Here is an 18,946-nt window from a genome sequence, read left to right as displayed (position 1 = left end):
TGATGGATTTTGGCAGTGGATTCCGAAGAGTATTCAGGTATTACATTATTTGTTGGCACTCAAGAAGTCGGCGTACTAATTAAGGATGTTCAAGAAATTATTGAACCGATATCAATTCTAAGCGTACCCGTTACTCATCCCTTTTTTGCTGGCTTGATTTCATTGAGAGGCACGATTATTCCGCTTCTCTCATTAAGACAGATTTTCCATGCTTCGGAAAATCCATTCACAAATAAAGACAAAAAATATGTGATTTGTGCTTTAGGATCGGAACCCGTAGCATTGGACATTGATGCCGTTGGCGATACATTCTCTTTCGAAGTCAGTCAGCTGGTCACTATAACCGAGGATGACGCAAACCCACACCAACTTTTAGCAAAACAGGTTGCCTTAGAGGACAAAGTTCTGCCGTTGATCAGCATATCTAAACTGATCAATTTTACTTCCGGATTGAACACTGAGGAACGTGAAAAAATCGGTTATTGACCAACGGATTGAGATTACGCGTTGATCTGTTGTCGTATTGCAAATCAAATACATGTTTAAGCGGGAGGAGACATTTATGGGAATTCATAAATACTTTCAAAGCTTATCTGACCTGGAAGGCATTTACCGCTGTCCAGGCGTTTTTAAATACCAAGAACACTCTGTTGCCAGCCATTCATTTAAAGTTGCCACGATCGTTCAATTTTTGGCAACTGTCGAGGCGGAGAACGGACAAAATGTGGACTGGAAAACAGTTTACGAAAAAGCGATCAACCATGATTACTCAGAACTTTTTACAGGTGACATTAAAACACCGGTAAAGTATGCACTGCCTAAGCTTAGAGAATTATTTTCCCAAGTTGAAGGGACAATGACGAAGGAATATCTAAACAAAGAATTTCCAAAGGAATTCCGTCAAGTCTATGAAGCACGCTTCAAAGAGGGTAAGGATCGATCACTTGAAGGACGGATACTTGCCGTCGCTGATAAAATTGATTTACTCTATGAAGCCTATGGAGAAATCCAAAAGGGCAATCCTGAACCTCTGTTTTTTCAAATTTATAAGGAAGCACTTACTTCAATCGTTCAATTTAGCGATATGGTGTCCGTTCGTTATTTTATCACTGTGATTCTTAAAGAAATGATCGAAGAAGAAATTACTTCTCATACCCGAATTAAATCGATTACCGAACAGCTGCTGCGTACAAAGAAAAATACCCCATCACAAAAGGACTAAACGGCTTCTTGATCAAACATTTTTCTTGATTAACCTCTGAATCTCTCTTATGATAGAGTAAATGTGTCTGTTTTGTGACAAAAGGGGTTGGCTGGTCATGCAGAAACAAATAAATTTGCAAGACGAGAAGGACAAAGCTAAGCGCAACAAACACTATGTCCTGTCTATTCTCGCCTTTTCCGTGGTCGCCGACGCATTCATCCTACTGCTGTTTTTTGCCCCGTTCATCGGCTACAAAGGGCATATCGGATTTGATGTTTATTTGCTTCCACGATTTAACGCGGTTTTTAATAGTTTTACGTTTATTTTTCTCGTCGCCGCTCTGGTGGCGATAAAAAATAAGAAGATAAATGTACACCGTGGATTTATTCTCGCGGCATTTACGTCGACGCTCCTGTTCTTAGTATCTTATTTATCTTTCCATTACCTCGCACCGCCCCCGCACTATGGAGGCGATGGTATTGTTCGTCCGATCTATTTCTTTATCCTGATTACGCATAGTATACTGGCTGCTTTTGTTGTTCCCCTCGCTTTGTTTTCCCTTATATGGGGATGGACCATGCAAATTGGAAAACACAAGCGTATTGTTCGTTGGACAATGCCAATCTGGCTCTATGTAAGCCTGACCGGGGTTATCGTCTACGTGATGATGGCACCGTATTATTAATAAAAGGTTTCAGTATGAACTGACCCTCGGAAGTCGGACAATAAAATCCGATTTCCGAGGGTTTTTATTTTCACTGTCAATTACAGTGCAACCGAATCATAAGATTACCTGCATGAAATAATTTACCTAGTTACTATGCTTAAGTCATTTTTGTGGTTTGAAAAACCGGGAAAGAGCACTTGGTCTTTACTTTCGCAGGATGCGGTGGCCTTCGCGTTGCTTGCAGGACATATGCATCATTAGCGAAGGTTCCTTACATACGAAAATTCCTCTGCTCCAAATACCGTTTTGAATCATCAACCTTGTGCGTGAACAGACATTTCTGTTCCACACTGGTAGGAAAGTATAAGAAAACATTTAAAGGAAACGAGTGTAAGCGGTCCGAAAAAACGCCGCGTCCTGCGGCTCATCGGACACTAGGCCGTCCATGGCCGTCGCAACTAAGTCTTCGCCTTCGCCAGGGGCTTGGCGAAGCCAAGTTTTCTAATAAATCATTTTGATCCTTAATTAAGTAACGCGGCCAGAATAAAATAAGCGGAGATTTTCCGGTTATATGCATCCTGGCGCTTGTTTTACAGGTACATAAGAGGAATTTTTCCGCTTATTCACAGAAAAACCCTCCATTTTCACGTTTTTCGATTCGATAAGCGGAATTTCTCCGTCTATTTAAGCAATTTTTTCATTCATTTTGTGATTAAGCGGAAGTTTTCCGTTTATTTCTCAGATTGGGCGCTTACCTGATCGCTCAACCGAATCTTATGACCTTATCGTCGTACCGGCAAGGCAAAACAGTAAACTTTCTTTACCTGTGGGAAAAACCGGACAAAAAGCGGCCGGTCGCTAATCTCCAGCCATGTGTCATTGGTTCGTGTCTTTATTGTTCTGAATCGTCGCTTCGGTTGCTCGCTTGCCGCGTGCGCACCGCGAGCCTCATCGAGCAAACCGGTGTCTGTGGGGTCTCGCCGGCACGCGATCAATAGCGACGCTCCCGCAGGCGCCCTCGCACCTCCGCTTTGATTCCCGACCAAGACACTGTTTTATTGGTTTGATACAGGGCAAAATCACGTTCTTTACTTATGAAAAAAAGGTTGTCTCAGAGCTTAGTAAAGCCCATGAGACAACCTCTTCATTTACAATCATCATTCCGTTGTGTACGGAAGCAAAGCCATTTGACGCGCGCGTTTGATCGCTTTTGTCAATTGACGTTGGTACTTCGCGCTTGTTCCAGTTACACGACGAGGCAAAATCTTTCCTCGTTCAGAAATGAATCGGCGAAGCAAATCAACATCCTTATAGTCAATATAAGTAATGTGATTAACGGTAAAGAAACATACTTTACGGCGCTTACCACGTGAGCGGCGTTCTGCCATATTCGGCACCTCCCCTAATTTTCAATTGAATCGTTCAAATCAGAACGGCAAATCGTCATCCGATATATCAATCGGTTTACTGTCGCCCGCGAAAGGATCATCAAAAGAAGGAGCACCCTGGTTTTGACCGCCGCTCGTGCTCTGGTTATTGGACGGCGCATAACCGCCACGCTGCTGGCTTGACTGGTTTGAAGGTTGCGGAGCGCTCGGTGCATAACTGTTACCGCCGTCAGCATGTCTTGCGCCTTTCGGTTCAAGAAATTGCACACTATCAGCGATTACTTCGGTTATATACACGCGTCGCCCTTCATTATTCTCATAACTGCGTGTCTGAATCCGACCATCAACGCCTGCCAGACTTCCTTTTTGCAGGAAGTTTGCCGCGTTCTCAGCCTGCCTTCTCCACACAACGACAGGTATGAAATCAGCCTCTCGTTCCCCTTGTTGGTTCGAAAACGGCCGATTCACAGCGATGGTGAAGCTGGTAACAGCAACGCCATTCGGTGTGTACCGCAATTCGGGATTTTTCGTCAGCCGGCCAACCAAAACAACACGATTGATCATCAGGACCACTCTCCTTTCTTTTCAAATCGATTATTTCGCTTCTGCAGGTTTGCGTTCATCTTTAATCGTCATGAAACGAAGCACGTCGTCATTGATCTTAACAAGACGATCAAATTCGTTAATTGCTTCGCTGCCGGCGTTTACATACAGAACAACATAGGTACCCGTGTTCACGTCATTGATTTCATAAGCTAAACGACGTTTTCCCAGTTCCTTGACCTCATTGATTTCTGCGCCATTATCCGTCAGAATGGAAGCCAGTTTTTCCTTAACGGCTTTTTCCTGTTCTTCTTCCAAATCCGGACGGAGGATGTACATAATTTCATATTCGCGCACAATCATTCACCTCCCCTTGGACTAAACGGCTCCAGTAATGGAGCAGAGAGCAAGTTTACTCACTCATAGGTAAATATGATAGCATAACTTGCCCAATGATTCAAGTTTTTTCAATCCGAATTATACGTTGAATCTAAAATTGACGATATCTCCATCTTGCATCACGTAATCTTTTCCTTCAAGGCGGAGGCGCCCCATTTCTTTAGCGGCTGCCTCCGAACCAGCAAGAATCAGATCTTCATAAGAAACGATTTCAGCGCGGATAAAGCCACGTTCAAAATCCGAGTGAATAATGCCTGCGGCTTGTGGGGCTTTCGTTCCCTTACTGAATGTCCAAGCACGCACCTCTTTCTCACCTGCGGTAAAATAGGTGGCCAATCCAAGCAGATCATAGGATTTGGCAATTAAGCGATCAAGTCCTGAAGCGTCTAGGCCCAATTCTTCTAGGAATACTTCTTTTTCTTCGCCATCAAGTTCTGCAATTTCGGATTCGATTCGCGCAGATATTACAACCACTTCAGATCCGTCCTTCTCAGCAAACTCCTTAACTGCTTGAACATATGGGTTGTCATCAGGCGCAGCGACATCATCTTCAGATGTATTAGCAACATACAGAACCGGCTTATTCGTCAGGAAGTTAAAAGGCTTTATTGCCGCTTCTTCATCTTCTGTCAACGCAACATGCCTAGCCGGTTTTCCTTCTTCAAATGCTTCTTTTAATTTCTGAAGAGCAGAAAACTCCACGATTGAGGCTTTATCTTTCTGTTTTGCCAATTTTCCAACCCGATCGATACGCTTATTGACCTGCTCCATATCAGACAAAACGAGTTCAAGATTGATGGTTTCAATGTCATCAATCGGGTCTATTTTTCCGGAAACATGGGTAATGTTCTTATCCTCAAAGCAGCGCACTACATGAGATATCGCATCTACTTGACGAATATTAGCCAAAAATTGATTTCCTAACCCTTCACCTTTACTTGCGCCCTTAACCAATCCGGCGATGTCTGTGAATTCAAAAGTTGTCGGAATTGTCTTCTTCGGATGATACATTTCATTCAATTTATTAAGACGTACATCGGGTACACTGACGATCCCGACATTCGGTTCAATGGTGCAAAACGGATAATTGGCCATTTCTGCTCCGGCCTGTGTAATCGCATTAAACAATGTTGATTTGCCAACGTTGGGCAACCCAACAATACCTGTTGTCAAGCTCATTTACATTCAACCCCCTGGGTTTCTCTTTCCACGTGTGTGCTAACAAATAATCAAGCTGAACAGTCATTTTCAGCCTGTCCTTGCAGTTCCTGCCTTCATTCATTCTCTTCAATTTTTGGTCCACGCTCAAGAATCTTTTTAATTTTTCGCTGAAATTCACTTCTTGGCATTAGGACACTGTGTCCACAACCGAGGCACTTAATACGAATATCCGCACCCATACGAATGATTTTCCATTTATTATCTCCGCATGGATGCGGCTTCTTCATTTCAACGACATCATTCAAATCAAAACTGATACGGGGATTCGGCATCATCCATCCTCCTTTGTTGACCATAGTACCTTAAGAAAAATCGGGCAAACTTGCTCATTGATTCCGCTGGATGCGGCTTTAACCCTACGCTTGAACGAACACTTCAGCTGCTCGCTTGACACGGGCGGTCCGGTAGCTTCCTTGAACAGACGATTATCTGCAGGATCTCCCCTGACTCGCAATCAACAGAGGCTCGCCCACAGGCGTCTCGCACTTTCGCGCTCTGGGAACGATTTATCAATAAAATGCCGCTTATCCCAGTATCCGAAAGACCAAATTCATATTCTTTTTTTATCTTTTAAAGTACTGCAAAGCAGTACTTGGATCAAATAGGCTTGAAAACTATTCTAATTAAAAGGCTGTTTTTTCTTTCAGAAATGCAGCAAGTTCGCTAATAGGCAACCTTTCCTGATCCATTGTGTCGCGGTCACGCACGGTCACTTTGCCATCTTCTTTTGAATCAAAGTCGTAGGTGATACAGAACGGTGTGCCGATCTCGTCCTGACGGCGATAACGTTTACCGATCGAACCGGTCTCATCATAGTCAACCATATAATCTTTCGCAAGTTCTTGATACACAGCTCTCGCTTCTTCGCTTAGCTTCTTCGAAAGTGGAAGAATGGCAGCCTTATACGGCGCCAAAGCTGGGTGAAAATGCAGTACAGTTCGTGTATCGTTTTCGCTGATTGTCTCTTCTTCATAGGCTTCGGCCAGGAATGCGAGCGTTACGCGATCGGCGCCAAGTGACGGCTCAATAACATAAGGGATATAACGTTCATTATTATTCTGATCAATGTATTGAAGATCCTGACCGGATACCTCCATATGACGGTGAAGGTCATAATCAGTACGTGAGGACAGGCTGGACAGCTCGCCCCATCCGAATGGGAACAAATATTCAATATCCGTCGTTGCGTTGCTGTAGTGCGGCAATTCTTCTTTTTCATGATCACGCAGCCGTATATTTTCTTCCTTTACGTTCAAGGATTTCAGCCATTCATAGCCAAAAGTTCGCCAGTACTGAAACCATTTCTGATCATCGCCCGGTTTGCAGAAGAATTCCAATTCAAGTTGTTCAAATTCTCTCGTTCGGAATGTAAAGTTTCCCGGTGTAATTTCATTACGAAATGACTTACCAACTTGACCAATACCAAACGGAATCTTTTTCCGCATTGTGCGCTGTACATTTTTAAAGTTCACGAAAATACCTTGGGCAGTTTCCGGACGAAGATAGATCTCGTCCTTTGCCGTTTCCGTCACACCCTGGTATGTCTTAAACATTAAGTTAAACTGACGGATGGACGTGAAATCATGTTCGCCGCACTCCGGGCAAGGAATATGATGGTCTTCAATAAGCTGTGCCATCGTATCAAATGTCAGGCCGTCAACGGGTCCGGGGAGCTCTGCTTGCGGAATGTTGGCTTCAATGAGCTTATCTGCACGAAAACGTGATTTACATTTTTTACAATCAATCATCGGATCATTAAAGTTCGTAATGTGTCCTGATGCTTCCCAAGTCTTTGGGTTCATCAAGATAGCTGCGTCGAGTCCTACGTTATAAGGAGACTCCTGTACAAATTTTTTCCACCATGCTTTCTTCACATTATTCTTCAGCTCGACGCCGATCGGGCCGTAATCCCACGTGTTCGCTAACCCACCATATATTTCTGATCCTGGGAATATAATTCCTCGTTGCTTGGCAAGATTCACAATCTGTTCCATTGTTTTGCTCATGTCTTTTTTCTCCTTTATAAATAAAATAAGCTTTCATCCAACTAGGCCCAATGCCTAGGGACGAAAGCTTTTATTTGCTCACGCGGTTCCACCCTAATTGATGCGAATAATCCGCACCCGCTCTGTCATGCTATGGCTCAAGAACGCCTTCCCCACGCGCTGCAATCAGGCTCCCACTTTTCCTGAATCGCTAAATACAGCTGCAATAGGTACTCCTTTCCTTCATCGCCTAAATTTAACTAAACGATAGTCATCATTTTCTGATACATAGTATATCCTATTTTGTTTGAAAAAGACAGGTTTTTAGCACACTCATTGTTTTTTATTATATCAAGATACGCTCAGATGCTTTGCTTTAGTAAACCCGGCTTTACCCAGCCCTTGGATGAGTCGACATTCCTTATGCGCCGCCCCCTATACTGCTGCCGCTAATCTTTTACGATTTCGTATGTTCTTGTTGTATAAAAAAGCAAGTATTCTCATATACTGTGGATACTTGGGAGGCGAATCTATGAATCTAAAACTCGATAAAACTCCAGAAAAGCGGCTTTCTACGCATGTCCACTATCAAGATCTGAATAATCATCACTCGCTTGTTCGAGCAATTCGTCACCTCTTGCCGGCAGTTGGAAGTTCCCCTATTGTCGTTGTCTGCATTGGAACGGACCGGTCAACGGGCGATGCACTTGGTCCTCTTGTTGGTTCTTATCTTGAACGTCATCATCTCCCGGATAGCTATGTTTATGGAACCTTGGAAAAACCCGTTCATGCCGTCAATTTAAACGAAACGTTGGCATTGATTAACTGTTCTTATAAAAATCCGTTCATTATTGGTATTGATGCCTGCCTGGGAGCGCAGCAAAACATTGGTAATATTACCATTGCTGAAGGGCCTGTTCTTCCTGGAGCAGGCGTTAAAAAGGAACTTATTCCTGTAGGTGACATGAATATTACCGGAGTTGTTAATATCAGTGGATTTATGGAATACTCTGTGCTGCAAAACACTCGGCTTAATGTAGTAATGAGTCTCTCTCAAGTAATTGGACGAAGTCTCAGTGTTGCCCTTCTTTCACGAAGAAAAGGAAAGTTCCTGTCTAAACTACTATTAATGGATTAATAGCACGAGCAACTATACTTCACTAACAAAAGCAGGTTAAAGCACATTGACCTAATCGGATGAATAAGTTAGGGGGCTTGCACCCTCCTGTTCAGTTCAGAATCGGTTTCGCATTAAGTCTCAACACTTCGTACATGAGGATTATTACCTTCATTTCCGCAAAAATAGAAAAAGCGGCTTATTAGAGCCGCCCTTCCATAATTTCAATTAGTCGATATAAATCTTCAGCTGAATAATAATCGAGCTCAATTTTGCCTTTTCCTTTTTTCATACCCGGTTTAACTTTCACTGCGGTACCGTACTTTTCTCTCAGTCCAAAAACACGATCCTTTAATTCTGCGGGCATTACCCATTGCTTCTTTTTTGATGTTTCACGTGGAACATGGTGGTTAAGCTGCTGAATAAGTGCCTCAAGCTGACGTACATTCATCTGTTCTTTTAAAACCTTGTCAACAACTGGTGTCATCTGTTTCTTATCCTTTAAACCAGCAAGCGCGCGCCCATGCCCCATTGAAAGCTTTTCTTGCTCAATCAGTGCAGTAACTGCCGGATCTAATTGAAGCAACCGCAAATGATTGGCAATATGAGGTCTGCTTTTCCCCAATTTTTTAGCCAGTTCATCTTGTGTCAATTTCAAACCGCTCATAAGTTTCTTATATGCGATCGCTTCTTCAATCGGATTCAGATTCTCGCGTTGCAGATTTTCTATCAACGCGATCTGCATCATCGCTTCATCGGATAATTCCTTAACGACAACAGGTACTGTCGCTAATTTAACTTGTTTTGCCGCACGGAATCGGCGTTCACCAACAACAATATCGTACCCCTTTATACTTTTACGAACGACAAGTGGTTGTATGATGCCATGTTCCTTTATTGAGCTTGCAAGTTCGTCCAATGCTTGTTGATCAAATTTCTTTCGTGGTTGGTATGGATTCGGTCGTAATTCGCTTAATTTAACATGTTCGACAGCATTGTCCAGTTCTTCTTTAAACGCCGCCGGAAAAAAAGCATCCAAACCTTTTCCCAATGCTTTAGGCATTCGTGATCACTTCCTTTGCGAAATCAAGATAAGCCTCTGCACCTTTAGATCTAGAATCATACATAATAATTGGTTCTCCGTGGCTTGGAGCTTCACTTAATCGCACATTCCGTGAAATGATTGTCTTAAAGACCCGATCCTGAAAGTACTTTTTGACTTCTTGAATGACCTGTAGCCCAAGATTCGTCCTAGCATCAAGCATCGTTAGCAAAACACCCTCTATGGCTAGATGATGATTCAAATGTTTCTGAACAAGCCGTACCGTATTCAGCAATTGGCTGAGCCCTTCCAGGGCGTAGTACTCACACTGTACCGGAATAATTACGGCATCAGCTGCCGTCAGCGCATTAATTGTGAGAAGCCCGAGTGACGGAGGGCAATCAATGATTATATAATCATATGTATCTTTAACCTTTTCTAGAGCGCGCTTAAGACGAACTTCTCGGGAGATCGTCGATACAAGCTCTATTTCGGCACCGGCTAATTGAATAGCTGAAGGGACAACATCAAGATTTTCAATTGCCGAACTGTGGATTACTTTTTCGATCTCAACTTCATCTACCAAGACATCATAGACACACTCATCAACATCACCTTTGTCCACACCCGAACCGCTCGTCGCGTTTCCTTGCGGATCAATATCAACCAGCAATATCTTGCATCCTAATGTAGCCATACATGCGCTGAGATTAACCGCAGTCGTAGTTTTGCCAACACCGCCTTTTTGGTTGGCAATGGCCAATATCTTACTCACACTTCCACCTACTCTCAATCTTCAATCGCTACATTTCATTTTATCATGAATTAATTCAATCAGGACATGTTACATAAATTTAACTTCAAAAAAAAAGAACCATCAATGATGGCTCCGGGTGAAATTGTTATTTATTTTTAGGAATCCGTATGGTGAATTGATAAAAATCCCCCATATCCTCTTCATGAGTATCAATATCCAGTCCGGAATCGGTAACCATGTGCACTGACTGTCTGATTGTATTTACCGCGATTCTTGAATCTCTGCTTAACGAAAAACGTTTGCTTTTTTTTGCGTCATCAGCCTTTTCCTCGGCTTCATTTTCCAAATAGTGCTTTACACGATTTTCGGTTTGTTTAACATTCAACTGCTTTGAAATAATCTCATTCAGCATTTTCTCTTGTAGTTCCGAATTTCTAAGAGTAATTAAAGCTCTCGCATGCCGTTCAGTTATTTTCTTTTCTAGAATTGCGGTTTGAACAGATGATGGCAGTTTCAGTAATCTTAACTTATTTGCGATCGTTGACTGACCCCTGCCTAATTTTACGGCAAGGCTTTCTTGTGTCAAACCATGAATATCAATAAGACGTGCATAAGCCATTGCTTCTTCAATAGCAGTTAGTTCTTCACGTTGCAAATTTTCAATCAACGCGATAGACGCCGATTGATCATCGTCTAACGGTTTGATAATTGCAGGAATCGTTTCCCACCCAAGATAAGATACTGCCCGCCATCGCCGCTCACCAGCTATAATCTCATACTTATCGCCGATTGGCCGAAGCACAATCGGTTGAATGATTCCATGTTCATCGATTGTTGCAGCTAATTCATGCAGCTTTTCTTCATCAAAAACAGAACGCGGCTGATACTGGTTCGGCGTAATCAATGAAACCTCAATTTCCTGAACCCTGCCTTGTTCAAGATCCTGTTCCGCCTCCTGGGTGGCAGCAACTTCCTCTTGCTCGTTGTGACTAAATATTTTTGAAAAATGATTTTTCATACTCGCACCACCACCTTTTGCTCTCTAACTTTTACTATTCTCCTAATGGACAGCAATTCCTGCTAAGATGTTCCACGTGGAACTATTTAAAGTGGATTTTTCATCGGAACGCCTGGTTTTCTTGGATATTTCCTTGGAGTTGGCGCTGTTTTATCAATGCGCACTAATGATCTTTTCCCACTATTCTCGGGAAGATCAAGGGAAATAGTACGAATCAATTTGCCGCCGAGTTGCGCTATCGCGTCTCTTGCCTGCTCTACTTCAGTATCGGCATTACTGCCCTTTAGTGCAATAAATGAACCCCCAAGGTGAACGAGCGGCAGGCAGTACTCGGAAAGCACCGATAATTTCGCAACAGCTCGTGCCGTTACAAGATCAAAGCTCTCACGTATATCCGCTCTCCGTGCAAAATCTTCGGCACGATCGTGGCATAACGTCACATCATCCAACCCAAGCTGATCCACAACAGCTTGAAGAAACGTCAATCGTTTCTTTAGCGAATCGACAATCGTTAACTTTAGTTTAGGAAAAAGAATCTTCATGGGGATCCCGGGAAATCCAGCACCGGAGCCGACATCACACAATGTCTGTGTCCCCTGAAGCGAGAAGTAAAAACATGGCGTCAGTGAGTCGAAAAAGTGTTTAATTATGACCTCTTTCTGATCGGTAATTGCCGTTAAATTCATTTTATTATTCCATTCAATTAGCATCTCATAATAGAGTTGAAATTGACGGCTTTGCGTTTCGCTTAGATGAATGTTCTTCATGCTCAGCAGTTTTTCCAAAACTTCCATAGCATCCTCCTGCATAACAATCAGCCTGTTCGTCTTGCCAATTTTCCCTCTTCCAAATAGACGAGCAAAATCGCAATGTCACTCGGATTAACACCGGAAACGCGTGACGCTTGTCCCACGGAAATTGGTCGCACTTTGGCTAATTTCTGCCGAGCTTCTGTAGCTATTCCGTCGATCTTGCTATAATCTAAATCTTGAGGGATTTTTTTCTTTTCCATGCGTTTCATTTTCTCAACTTGCTGTAATTGTTTGCTGATATAGCCTTCATATTTGATTTGAATTTCAACCTGCTCACCAACCTCCGCCGGCACTTCGCCATGTTCCGGAAGCAGAGCGGCTACATCTTGATAAGATAATTCAGGTCTCTTTAATAAGCGATCTGCCTTCATGGGTTCTCTAAGCTGCGTGGCACCTTTTGATTCCAATATTTTTTCCGCTTGTTCAGAAGGCTTTATTGTTGTAGCGGCAAAATAACGTCGTTCCTGTTCAATCAATTCCTTTTTCAATACGAATCGTTCATAACGCTCTTCCGGAATAAGCCCGATCTTATGTCCGATTTCCGTCAAGCGCAGATCGGCGTTATCATGACGCAGCAATAATCGGTACTCGGCACGAGAGGTAAGCAGTCGATACGGTTCCTTAGTGCCCTTTGTTACAAGATCATCAATGAGAACACCAATATAGGCTTCGGACCGATCCAAAATCACAGGATCCTTGCCCATTGCTTTCCTTGCCGCGTTAATTCCGCCCATCAAACCTTGTCCGGCTGCTTCTTCATAGCCGGAAGTGCCGTTGATTTGCCCGGCGGTGTACAAACCGCTGATTTTCTTTGTTTCAAGAGACGGCCAGAGCTGCGTCGGCACAATTGCATCGTATTCAATAGCATAACCAGGACGCATCATTTCAGCATGTTCAAGCCCTGGTATGGTCGCCAGCATTTTCCGTTGAATTTCTTCCGGCATACTTGTCGAGAACCCATCTACATAGACTTCTTTTGTTGCCTTTCCTTCGGGTTCAAGAAACAATTGGTGACGATTTTTATCGTTAAACCGAACAATCTTTGTCTCTATTGACGGGCAATACCTCGGACCTGTTCCAACAATTGCTCCGGAAAAGATCGGTGAACGATTAAGATTTTCCTGAATAATTTTATGTGTTTCAAGATTCGTATACGTTAACCAGCAAGGAATTTGTTCTTTAATAAAGTTCCTTGTATCATACGAAAAAGCAAGAGGCACATCATCGCCGGGCTGAATTTCTGTTTTAGAGTAATCAACCGTCCGTCCATTAACCCGTGGTGGTGTCCCTGTTTTAAACCGCACTAAATCAAAACCGAGTTCTTTAAGATTATCGGACAATTTGACTGATGCCTGCATGTTGTTAGGACCACTCTCATACTGCAATTCTCCAATGATGATCTTGCCTTTTAGATAAACCCCTGTAGTCAGAACTACGGCCTTTGCACGATACGCCGCTCCGGTAGCCACAACTACTCCTTTACAAACACCATTGTCAACAATAAGATGATCAACCATTCCTTGTCTTAAGGTTAGGTTTTCAGTTTCTTCAATGGTCTCTTTCATTGCCCGCTGATAAAGTTGTTTATCTGCTTGCGCTCTCAATGCTCGAACAGCCGGCCCCTTTCTCGTGTTCAGCATCCTCATTTGAATGTAGGTCTTATCGATATTGTGACCCATTTCGCCGCCAAGCGCATCAATTTCTCGAACAACAACACCCTTGGCGGGACCACCAACTGAAGGATTGCATGGCATAAAAGCCACACCTTCCAGATTGATCGTCAGCATTAGTGTCTTTGCACCGGATCGCGCCGATGCAAGTCCTGCCTCTACCCCGGCATGCCCGGCGCCGACAACAATCACATCATAGGTACCGGCCTCATATGTCTTCATTTTTAAACCTCCATCTTTATCAATTTTCACGCTCTATTTAAAACTGCATGGCAGTTTATTTCCCTAGACAAAATTTAGAAAACAGCTCATTAATAAGACTGTCAGAGACTGTGTCCCCTACAATCTCACCAAGCAAATCCCAAGTACGCTTAATATCGATTTGCGTCATATCAACAGGTATGCCCTGTTCCGCACCTTCGATAGCATCGGTAATCGCTGATCGCGCCTGTTTCAGCAAGGCAATATGCCGTGTATTAGAAACATAGGCTTCTCCATGTGACGACACATTGTTGCTGAAGAACAAAGATGCGATCGCTTGCTCCAATTCATCCAGACCTTTCTCATCAATCATTGAGGTCCGCAGTACCGGATTGCCGCCAGCAAGATGTTCCACTTCGGTGACTGAGACTTCAAGAGGCAAGTCCGCCTTATTAATCAGAATAATAGCCGGTGTATCGCCAATCAGCGCAAAAAGTTTTCGATCTTCATCTGTCAGCTTTTCATTACCATTGATCAGCAATACGACAAGTTCAGCAGATTTCAATAATTCTTTGGAACGAGAAACCCCAATCTTTTCAACGACATCCTCGGTATCTCTGATTCCAGCCGTATCCACAAGTTTCAACGGAACACCGCGTACATTGACATATTCCTCAATCACATCACGTGTTGTTCCGGGAACGTTCGTAACAATCGCTTTAGACTCATGGACGAGCTGATTAAGCAGCGACGATTTGCCGACATTAGGTCTCCCGACAATCACCGTTGACAATCCTTCACGCAAGATTTTACCCTGCCTCGCCGTTGAAAGAACCCGATCCAATCGTTCACGGACTTCAGTAGCCTTCTCAAAAAGAATCTTAGTGGTCATTATTTCCGCATCGTCATACTCCGGATAGTCAATGTTCACTTCAACAGCAGCCAAGATATCGAGCAACTGCTGCCTGAGCTTCCGGATCAATAGTGAAAGTTTTCCCTCCATCTGGCTCATCGCGACATTCATCGCTTGATCGGTTTTCGCACGGATCAGATCCATGACTGCTTCCGCCTGAGATAGGTCAATTCGCCCATTCAGAAACGCCCGTTTCGTAAATTCACCCGGTTCAGCCAGACGAACATCCTGATCCAGGATGAGCTCAAGGACGCGATTGACACTTGTCAAACCGCCATGACAATTAATCTCAACAACATCTTCTCGGGTAAAAGTTTTCGGTTTTCTCATCACTGAAACCATGACTTCTTCAACGGTCTGTTCTGTCGCCGGATCTACTATTTTCCCATAGTGAATCGTATGGCTGCGCACGTCACTGAGTGCTTTTCCACCACGAAAGAGTCGATCAGCCGCACTTACCGCTTCAGATCCGCTTAGCCTGACAATGCTAATCGCGCCTTCCCCAATCGGTGTTGAAATAGCAGCGATTGTATCATAATCCAATTTTATCACTCCTTCCTATTCTCGTCCTTTATTTGATGATACTTACTCAGTAAGTTCACTGGTTATATGAATAGAGATTGTTCTTCTAAAATGGTTCACTCTAATGAAGTAATCGAGGCGTCACAAAGAGCACCAAACTTTTTCAAAGACTATCATACATTATTTTTCCGTCAAAGGAAAAATCTTAGCGTATAACTTTCCGCATTTCCAAAGCATTCCAGATTCACTTTCGTCAACGATTAAGATGATCATCCATGTCTGTTGTACGAAAAAAAGCGCGCAAATTGCGTGCTTTTTCTCCACTTGATTTATTGTTTAAGAACGCGGAGCAACGATTAAATAACGTCTTGGTTCTGCGCCATTTGAAAAGGTTCGTATTTTGCTGTTGCCGGATAAAGCCGTATGGACAATCTTTCGTTCAAACGCCGGCATGGGTTCAAAACGATGCGGACGTCCAGAACGTACTGTTTTTTCCGCAATTCGCTTAGCGAGTGCGATCAATGATTTCTTTCGAATCGCCCGATAATTCTCAGCGTCCAAAATCATTTTCATTCGATGTTCGGAGCCTTTGCTCACAACCCGATTGGCCAAATATTGAAAAGCATTTAATGTCTTCCCGTGCTTTCCAATGAGTTGAAATGCGTCTTTCCCAACAAGTGAACACCGACAAACACGCGTATTGCGTTCGTCCACCTGGACACGAACCGTCAATCCGCTCTTGTTGATTAACTCTTTTAAATAGTCAATGCCATAATCAATCGGCGTCTTCATTAAGATTACTCTCACCAGCGCTTTTCGCGCGCCAATTCCAAGAAACCCTGATCTCGGTTCTGTCAAAATTTGAACGTCCACCTGATCTGAAGTCGCATTTAATTCCTTGAGGGCGATGGACACCGCTTCTGCAACCGTCTTCCCGTACTTGGTTACTTCCCTCACTTCTTATTGGCGCCTCCTGCAGGCTTTTGATCCTTTTGGCCATCGTCTTTCTTTTCATAAATAATGTACGTCTGGAAAATCATAAAAATATTACCAACAACCCAGTAAAGTGCCAAAGCTGATGGAAAATAAAAAGCCGGAACAGCAATCATGATTGGAAATACATAAAGCATCATAGCCATCTGAGGATTGTCATTTCCCATTCGGCCCATCATAATCTTCTGCTGCAAGAACGTAGTTGCGGCAGCAACGACCGGCAAAATATAGAACGGATCGGCAGAACCGAGCTGGAACCACAAAAAAGACTGTGTCTTGATTGCCGATGTTCTCATAATCGCCTGGTAAAAGGCGAATAAAATCGGCATTTGAATCAAGATCGGCAAGCATCCAGCTAGTGGATTCACATGATTTTGTTGGAAAAGCTTCATCTGTTCTTCCTGAAGCTTCTTCTGCGTATTCTGGTCTTTAGAACTGTATTTTTTCTGCAATTCTTTAATCTTAGGCTGCAGTTCCTGCATTGCACGCGAGCTCTTGACCTGTTTGGCCATCAGCGGCAGAAGAACAAGGCGGACAATGATCGTTGTGATAATAATTGCTAGCCCATAGCTGTTCCAGAAAAGATGAGCAACAGAGATAATGAACTTGGAAAGCGGCAGAACAAACCATTGACTCCAAAAACCGGTACTTTGATCATTTATTGGTTTGTTAAGATCAGTGCATCCTGCGAGCAGCACAGTCATAAGCACCAAAGAACTAATAGCAAAAAACTTTTTTCTCAAAATACTACCTCCTCGGTCGGTCCGAACGATGTCTCAACATGCCCGTCTTTTTATGGGTGCACTTTTCAGGGACGGGATCAATCCCTCCCGAATGAAAAGGCTGACATTTTAATAGACGCTTGATCATCAGCCATCCCCCCTTCACCAAACCGAACCGTGACAGGGCTTCAACCGCGTATTGGGAACACGTCGGATAAAATCGACAAGTCGGTGGAGTGTAAGGTGAAATGAACTTTTGGTACAAACGAATAATAAAAATGAATACATGTTTCATACTTGCGAAACATTACGGGTTGCTGCTAGGACATTTGCTTTCTTTAGCACATGTTCCAAGCTTTTCCGCATCTCCTGATGAGTCATAGTACTTACAGGTTTGCGAGATATAATGATATAATCATTTCCAACCTCAAGCCTGTCCGCAAATTCGCGGAAAATTTCTTTTATATTGCGCTTAATATGATTTCTCATAACAGCATTGCCCATCTTTTTGCTCACGGACAGACCCAATCTTGAATAAGGCTTCCCGTTTTGCTTCATTACATAAACGACAAACTGCCGGTTAGCAAAGGATTTACCTTTTTTAAATACAACTTGGAAATCTTGGTTTTTCTTTAATCGATTCAATGTTTTCATTTTGTCCCTCCATATGGGACGTCTCAACTTATGAGTAACTAGTGATTGACATAGGATGATCATACGTCATCAAACCCGCATCACATCTTCTGCCTTTCGAAACCGTTCCTACCCTTTATATCTTTCAAGTATAAAGAAAAAGATTGGAATGACAAGGCTGTCCGAAGGAAAAGTACTTATTATAAGCATCGCAGCTTAAGTAGCAGCTTCATTAATACCCCACCCGACCCATGATACGCAACTATGCCAACGTTTAATCACCTAGCCATTGAAGAAAAATCAGCAATCCTTCGACATGGACAGAAGTATAGCCGCACTGCCATAGATCTTCGTGTTCGGCATTCTATGAAACGTTCTACCACAAGGCGACAAAAGTTGCTATGAATTATTGGAAGCCACTTTTTTGCCGAACCCCTACACTAAATCACTCACGCAGAGCATCCGTAATCTTTTCCTTCTTTCAGTATAAAAAAACCACTGTTGGTCACACAGTGGCTTTATGCTGATAGAACTTTTCTTCCCTTGCGGCGACGAGCTGCCAAAATCTTACGGCCATTAGCTGTTGCCATCCGCGAACGGAAGCCATGAACTTTTTTTCTCTTACGATTATTCGGTTGAAAAGTACGTTTCAATTGATACACCTCCCGCAAATTTAGTTAAATTGCCGACAAATCAAATGTTTTATTGCGAATTTCACATTCGCTCAATCTATCCATTCAGCCGGTCTGTCAAAATCGCCACGACGAAAATGAGCTCCATGAAGTTGTGGTTTCTTTATCCTCCATCGATCATCGACTGGGTTCGCCATGTCTCTTTATTCCAATTCTTTAGCCTCAAACACTCATCAGCTTATCTCTAAAACCAGTCTGACTAATTATAATTAGTTTGCAACTAAAAGTCAATTAAGGTGCTACCTCGTTCATTCATTCCCTCTGTGGATTATTTTTTCCAAATTTCATTTTTCCACACCATTTATCGACAACTTTCTCACATATTCGCCCCCTGTGTATAACGTTACTGTGTAAAAAGATATCCACTGTGGATAACATTTGTCGATCATTGCTTTAAAAGCGAATTTTTGATATGATCATAGTGCATTTGTTTAGGAAAACCAAGGA

Annotated in this window: 22 protein-coding genes; 4 read left to right on the top strand and 18 right to left on the bottom strand. The window is 43.0% G+C overall.

The window, feature by feature from the left end:
• Window positions 1-15: 15 nt before the first annotated feature.
• The 3 genes from BM003_RS05750 (at window position 16) to BM003_RS05740 (ending at window position 1,889) form a co-directional block, all read left to right on the top strand.
• A complete protein-coding gene (locus BM003_RS05750) occupies window positions 16-486 on the top strand; it encodes a chemotaxis protein CheW (protein ID WP_245734090.1) in 471 nt (156 codons plus the stop codon).
• A 76-nt stretch (window positions 487-562) separates the two neighbouring features.
• Entirely contained in the window at window positions 563-1,222 is a 660-nt protein-coding gene (locus BM003_RS05745; RefSeq protein ID WP_093671032.1) for an HD domain-containing protein, read from the top strand.
• Window positions 1,223-1,319: 97 nt separating this feature from the next.
• Window positions 1,320-1,889, top strand: a complete 570-nt coding sequence (locus BM003_RS05740; protein ID WP_093671030.1) for a DUF420 domain-containing protein — start codon at window positions 1,320-1,322, stop codon at window positions 1,887-1,889.
• Between the two features lie 764 nt (window positions 1,890-2,653).
• On the opposite strand, the gene BM003_RS17355 is transcribed toward BM003_RS05740, so the two are convergent.
• From BM003_RS17355 to BM003_RS05710, 7 genes are all read right to left on the bottom strand, one after another.
• The gene (locus tag BM003_RS17355) at window positions 2,654-2,866 is read right to left on the bottom strand and encodes a hypothetical protein (protein ID WP_143128432.1); all 213 of its coding nucleotides are present in this window, start codon (window positions 2,864-2,866) and stop codon (window positions 2,654-2,656) included.
• Between the two features lie 162 nt (window positions 2,867-3,028).
• A complete protein-coding gene (gene rpsR, locus BM003_RS05735) occupies window positions 3,029-3,259 on the bottom strand; it encodes a 30S ribosomal protein S18 (RefSeq protein WP_093671028.1) in 231 nt (76 codons plus the stop codon).
• 39 nt (window positions 3,260-3,298) lie between these two features.
• Window positions 3,299-3,823 (bottom strand): single-stranded DNA-binding protein, encoded by a 525-nt coding sequence (ssb, locus tag BM003_RS05730; RefSeq protein ID WP_093671026.1) that lies wholly within the window; start codon window positions 3,821-3,823, stop codon window positions 3,299-3,301.
• A gap of 30 nt (window positions 3,824-3,853) precedes the next feature.
• Complete coding sequence (gene rpsF / locus BM003_RS05725; RefSeq protein ID WP_093671236.1) at window positions 3,854-4,159, bottom strand: 30S ribosomal protein S6; 306 nt, start codon at window positions 4,157-4,159, stop codon at window positions 3,854-3,856.
• 120 nt (window positions 4,160-4,279) lie between these two features.
• Window positions 4,280-5,380: a redox-regulated ATPase YchF gene (ychF, locus tag BM003_RS05720; RefSeq protein WP_093671024.1), complete on the bottom strand. Its 1,101-nt coding sequence runs from the start codon at window positions 5,378-5,380 to the stop codon at window positions 4,280-4,282.
• A 95-nt stretch (window positions 5,381-5,475) separates the two neighbouring features.
• Complete coding sequence (locus tag BM003_RS05715; RefSeq protein WP_093671022.1) at window positions 5,476-5,694, bottom strand: DUF951 domain-containing protein; 219 nt, start codon at window positions 5,692-5,694, stop codon at window positions 5,476-5,478.
• 351 nt (window positions 5,695-6,045) lie between these two features.
• Complete coding sequence (locus BM003_RS05710) at window positions 6,046-7,428, bottom strand: glycine--tRNA ligase (protein ID WP_093671020.1); 1,383 nt, start codon at window positions 7,426-7,428, stop codon at window positions 6,046-6,048.
• 511 nt (window positions 7,429-7,939) lie between these two features.
• Between BM003_RS05710 and yyaC the strand changes: the two genes are divergently transcribed.
• Window positions 7,940-8,545 (top strand): spore protease YyaC, encoded by a 606-nt coding sequence (gene yyaC, locus BM003_RS05705; RefSeq protein WP_093671018.1) that lies wholly within the window; start codon window positions 7,940-7,942, stop codon window positions 8,543-8,545.
• Between the two features lie 181 nt (window positions 8,546-8,726).
• On the opposite strand, the gene BM003_RS05700 is transcribed toward yyaC, so the two are convergent.
• From BM003_RS05700 to rpmH, 11 genes are all read right to left on the bottom strand, one after another.
• Window positions 8,727-9,587, bottom strand: a complete 861-nt coding sequence (locus BM003_RS05700) for a ParB/RepB/Spo0J family partition protein (RefSeq protein WP_093671016.1) — start codon at window positions 9,585-9,587, stop codon at window positions 8,727-8,729.
• Window positions 9,580-10,341: a ParA family protein gene (locus BM003_RS05695; RefSeq protein ID WP_093671014.1), complete on the bottom strand. Its 762-nt coding sequence runs from the start codon at window positions 10,339-10,341 to the stop codon at window positions 9,580-9,582. The genes BM003_RS05700 and BM003_RS05695 overlap by 8 nt, the downstream gene beginning before the upstream one ends.
• A gap of 127 nt (window positions 10,342-10,468) precedes the next feature.
• Window positions 10,469-11,341 carry a nucleoid occlusion protein gene (noc, locus tag BM003_RS05690; protein ID WP_093671012.1) on the bottom strand — a complete coding sequence of 291 codons (873 nt, stop codon included), beginning with the start codon at window positions 11,339-11,341 and terminating at the stop codon, window positions 10,469-10,471.
• An 86-nt stretch (window positions 11,342-11,427) separates the two neighbouring features.
• Window positions 11,428-12,135: a 16S rRNA (guanine(527)-N(7))-methyltransferase RsmG gene (gene rsmG / locus BM003_RS05685; protein ID WP_093671010.1), complete on the bottom strand. Its 708-nt coding sequence runs from the start codon at window positions 12,133-12,135 to the stop codon at window positions 11,428-11,430.
• A gap of 20 nt (window positions 12,136-12,155) precedes the next feature.
• On the bottom strand, window positions 12,156-14,045 hold the full coding sequence (gene mnmG, locus BM003_RS05680; protein ID WP_093671008.1) for a tRNA uridine-5-carboxymethylaminomethyl(34) synthesis enzyme MnmG: 1,890 nt from the start codon (window positions 14,043-14,045) through the stop codon (window positions 12,156-12,158).
• Window positions 14,046-14,100: 55 nt separating this feature from the next.
• On the bottom strand, window positions 14,101-15,480 hold the full coding sequence (gene mnmE, locus BM003_RS05675; RefSeq protein WP_093671006.1) for a tRNA uridine-5-carboxymethylaminomethyl(34) synthesis GTPase MnmE: 1,380 nt from the start codon (window positions 15,478-15,480) through the stop codon (window positions 14,101-14,103).
• Window positions 15,481-15,795: 315 nt separating this feature from the next.
• Complete coding sequence (gene jag / locus BM003_RS05670; RefSeq protein WP_093671004.1) at window positions 15,796-16,416, bottom strand: RNA-binding cell elongation regulator Jag/EloR; 621 nt, start codon at window positions 16,414-16,416, stop codon at window positions 15,796-15,798.
• Window positions 16,413-17,195 (bottom strand): YidC family membrane integrase SpoIIIJ, encoded by a 783-nt coding sequence (gene spoIIIJ, locus BM003_RS05665; RefSeq protein ID WP_093671002.1) that lies wholly within the window; start codon window positions 17,193-17,195, stop codon window positions 16,413-16,415. The genes jag and spoIIIJ overlap by 4 nt, the downstream gene beginning before the upstream one ends.
• A gap of 4 nt (window positions 17,196-17,199) precedes the next feature.
• On the bottom strand, window positions 17,200-17,469 hold the full coding sequence (gene yidD / locus BM003_RS05660; protein ID WP_093671000.1) for a membrane protein insertion efficiency factor YidD: 270 nt from the start codon (window positions 17,467-17,469) through the stop codon (window positions 17,200-17,202).
• Complete coding sequence (gene rnpA / locus BM003_RS05655) at window positions 17,466-17,828, bottom strand: ribonuclease P protein component (RefSeq protein WP_093670998.1); 363 nt, start codon at window positions 17,826-17,828, stop codon at window positions 17,466-17,468. Before rnpA ends, yidD begins: the two co-directional genes overlap by 4 nt.
• A 497-nt stretch (window positions 17,829-18,325) precedes the next feature.
• Window positions 18,326-18,460, bottom strand: a complete 135-nt coding sequence (gene rpmH, locus BM003_RS05650) for a 50S ribosomal protein L34 (protein ID WP_093670996.1) — start codon at window positions 18,458-18,460, stop codon at window positions 18,326-18,328.
• Window positions 18,461-18,946: the final 486 nt, after the last annotated feature.

Source organism: Sporolactobacillus nakayamae (genome assembly GCF_900113325.1).
GTDB lineage: Bacteria > Bacillota > Bacilli > Bacillales > Sporolactobacillaceae > Sporolactobacillus > Sporolactobacillus nakayamae.
This window is presented reverse-complemented; position numbering and strand designations above follow the sequence as displayed.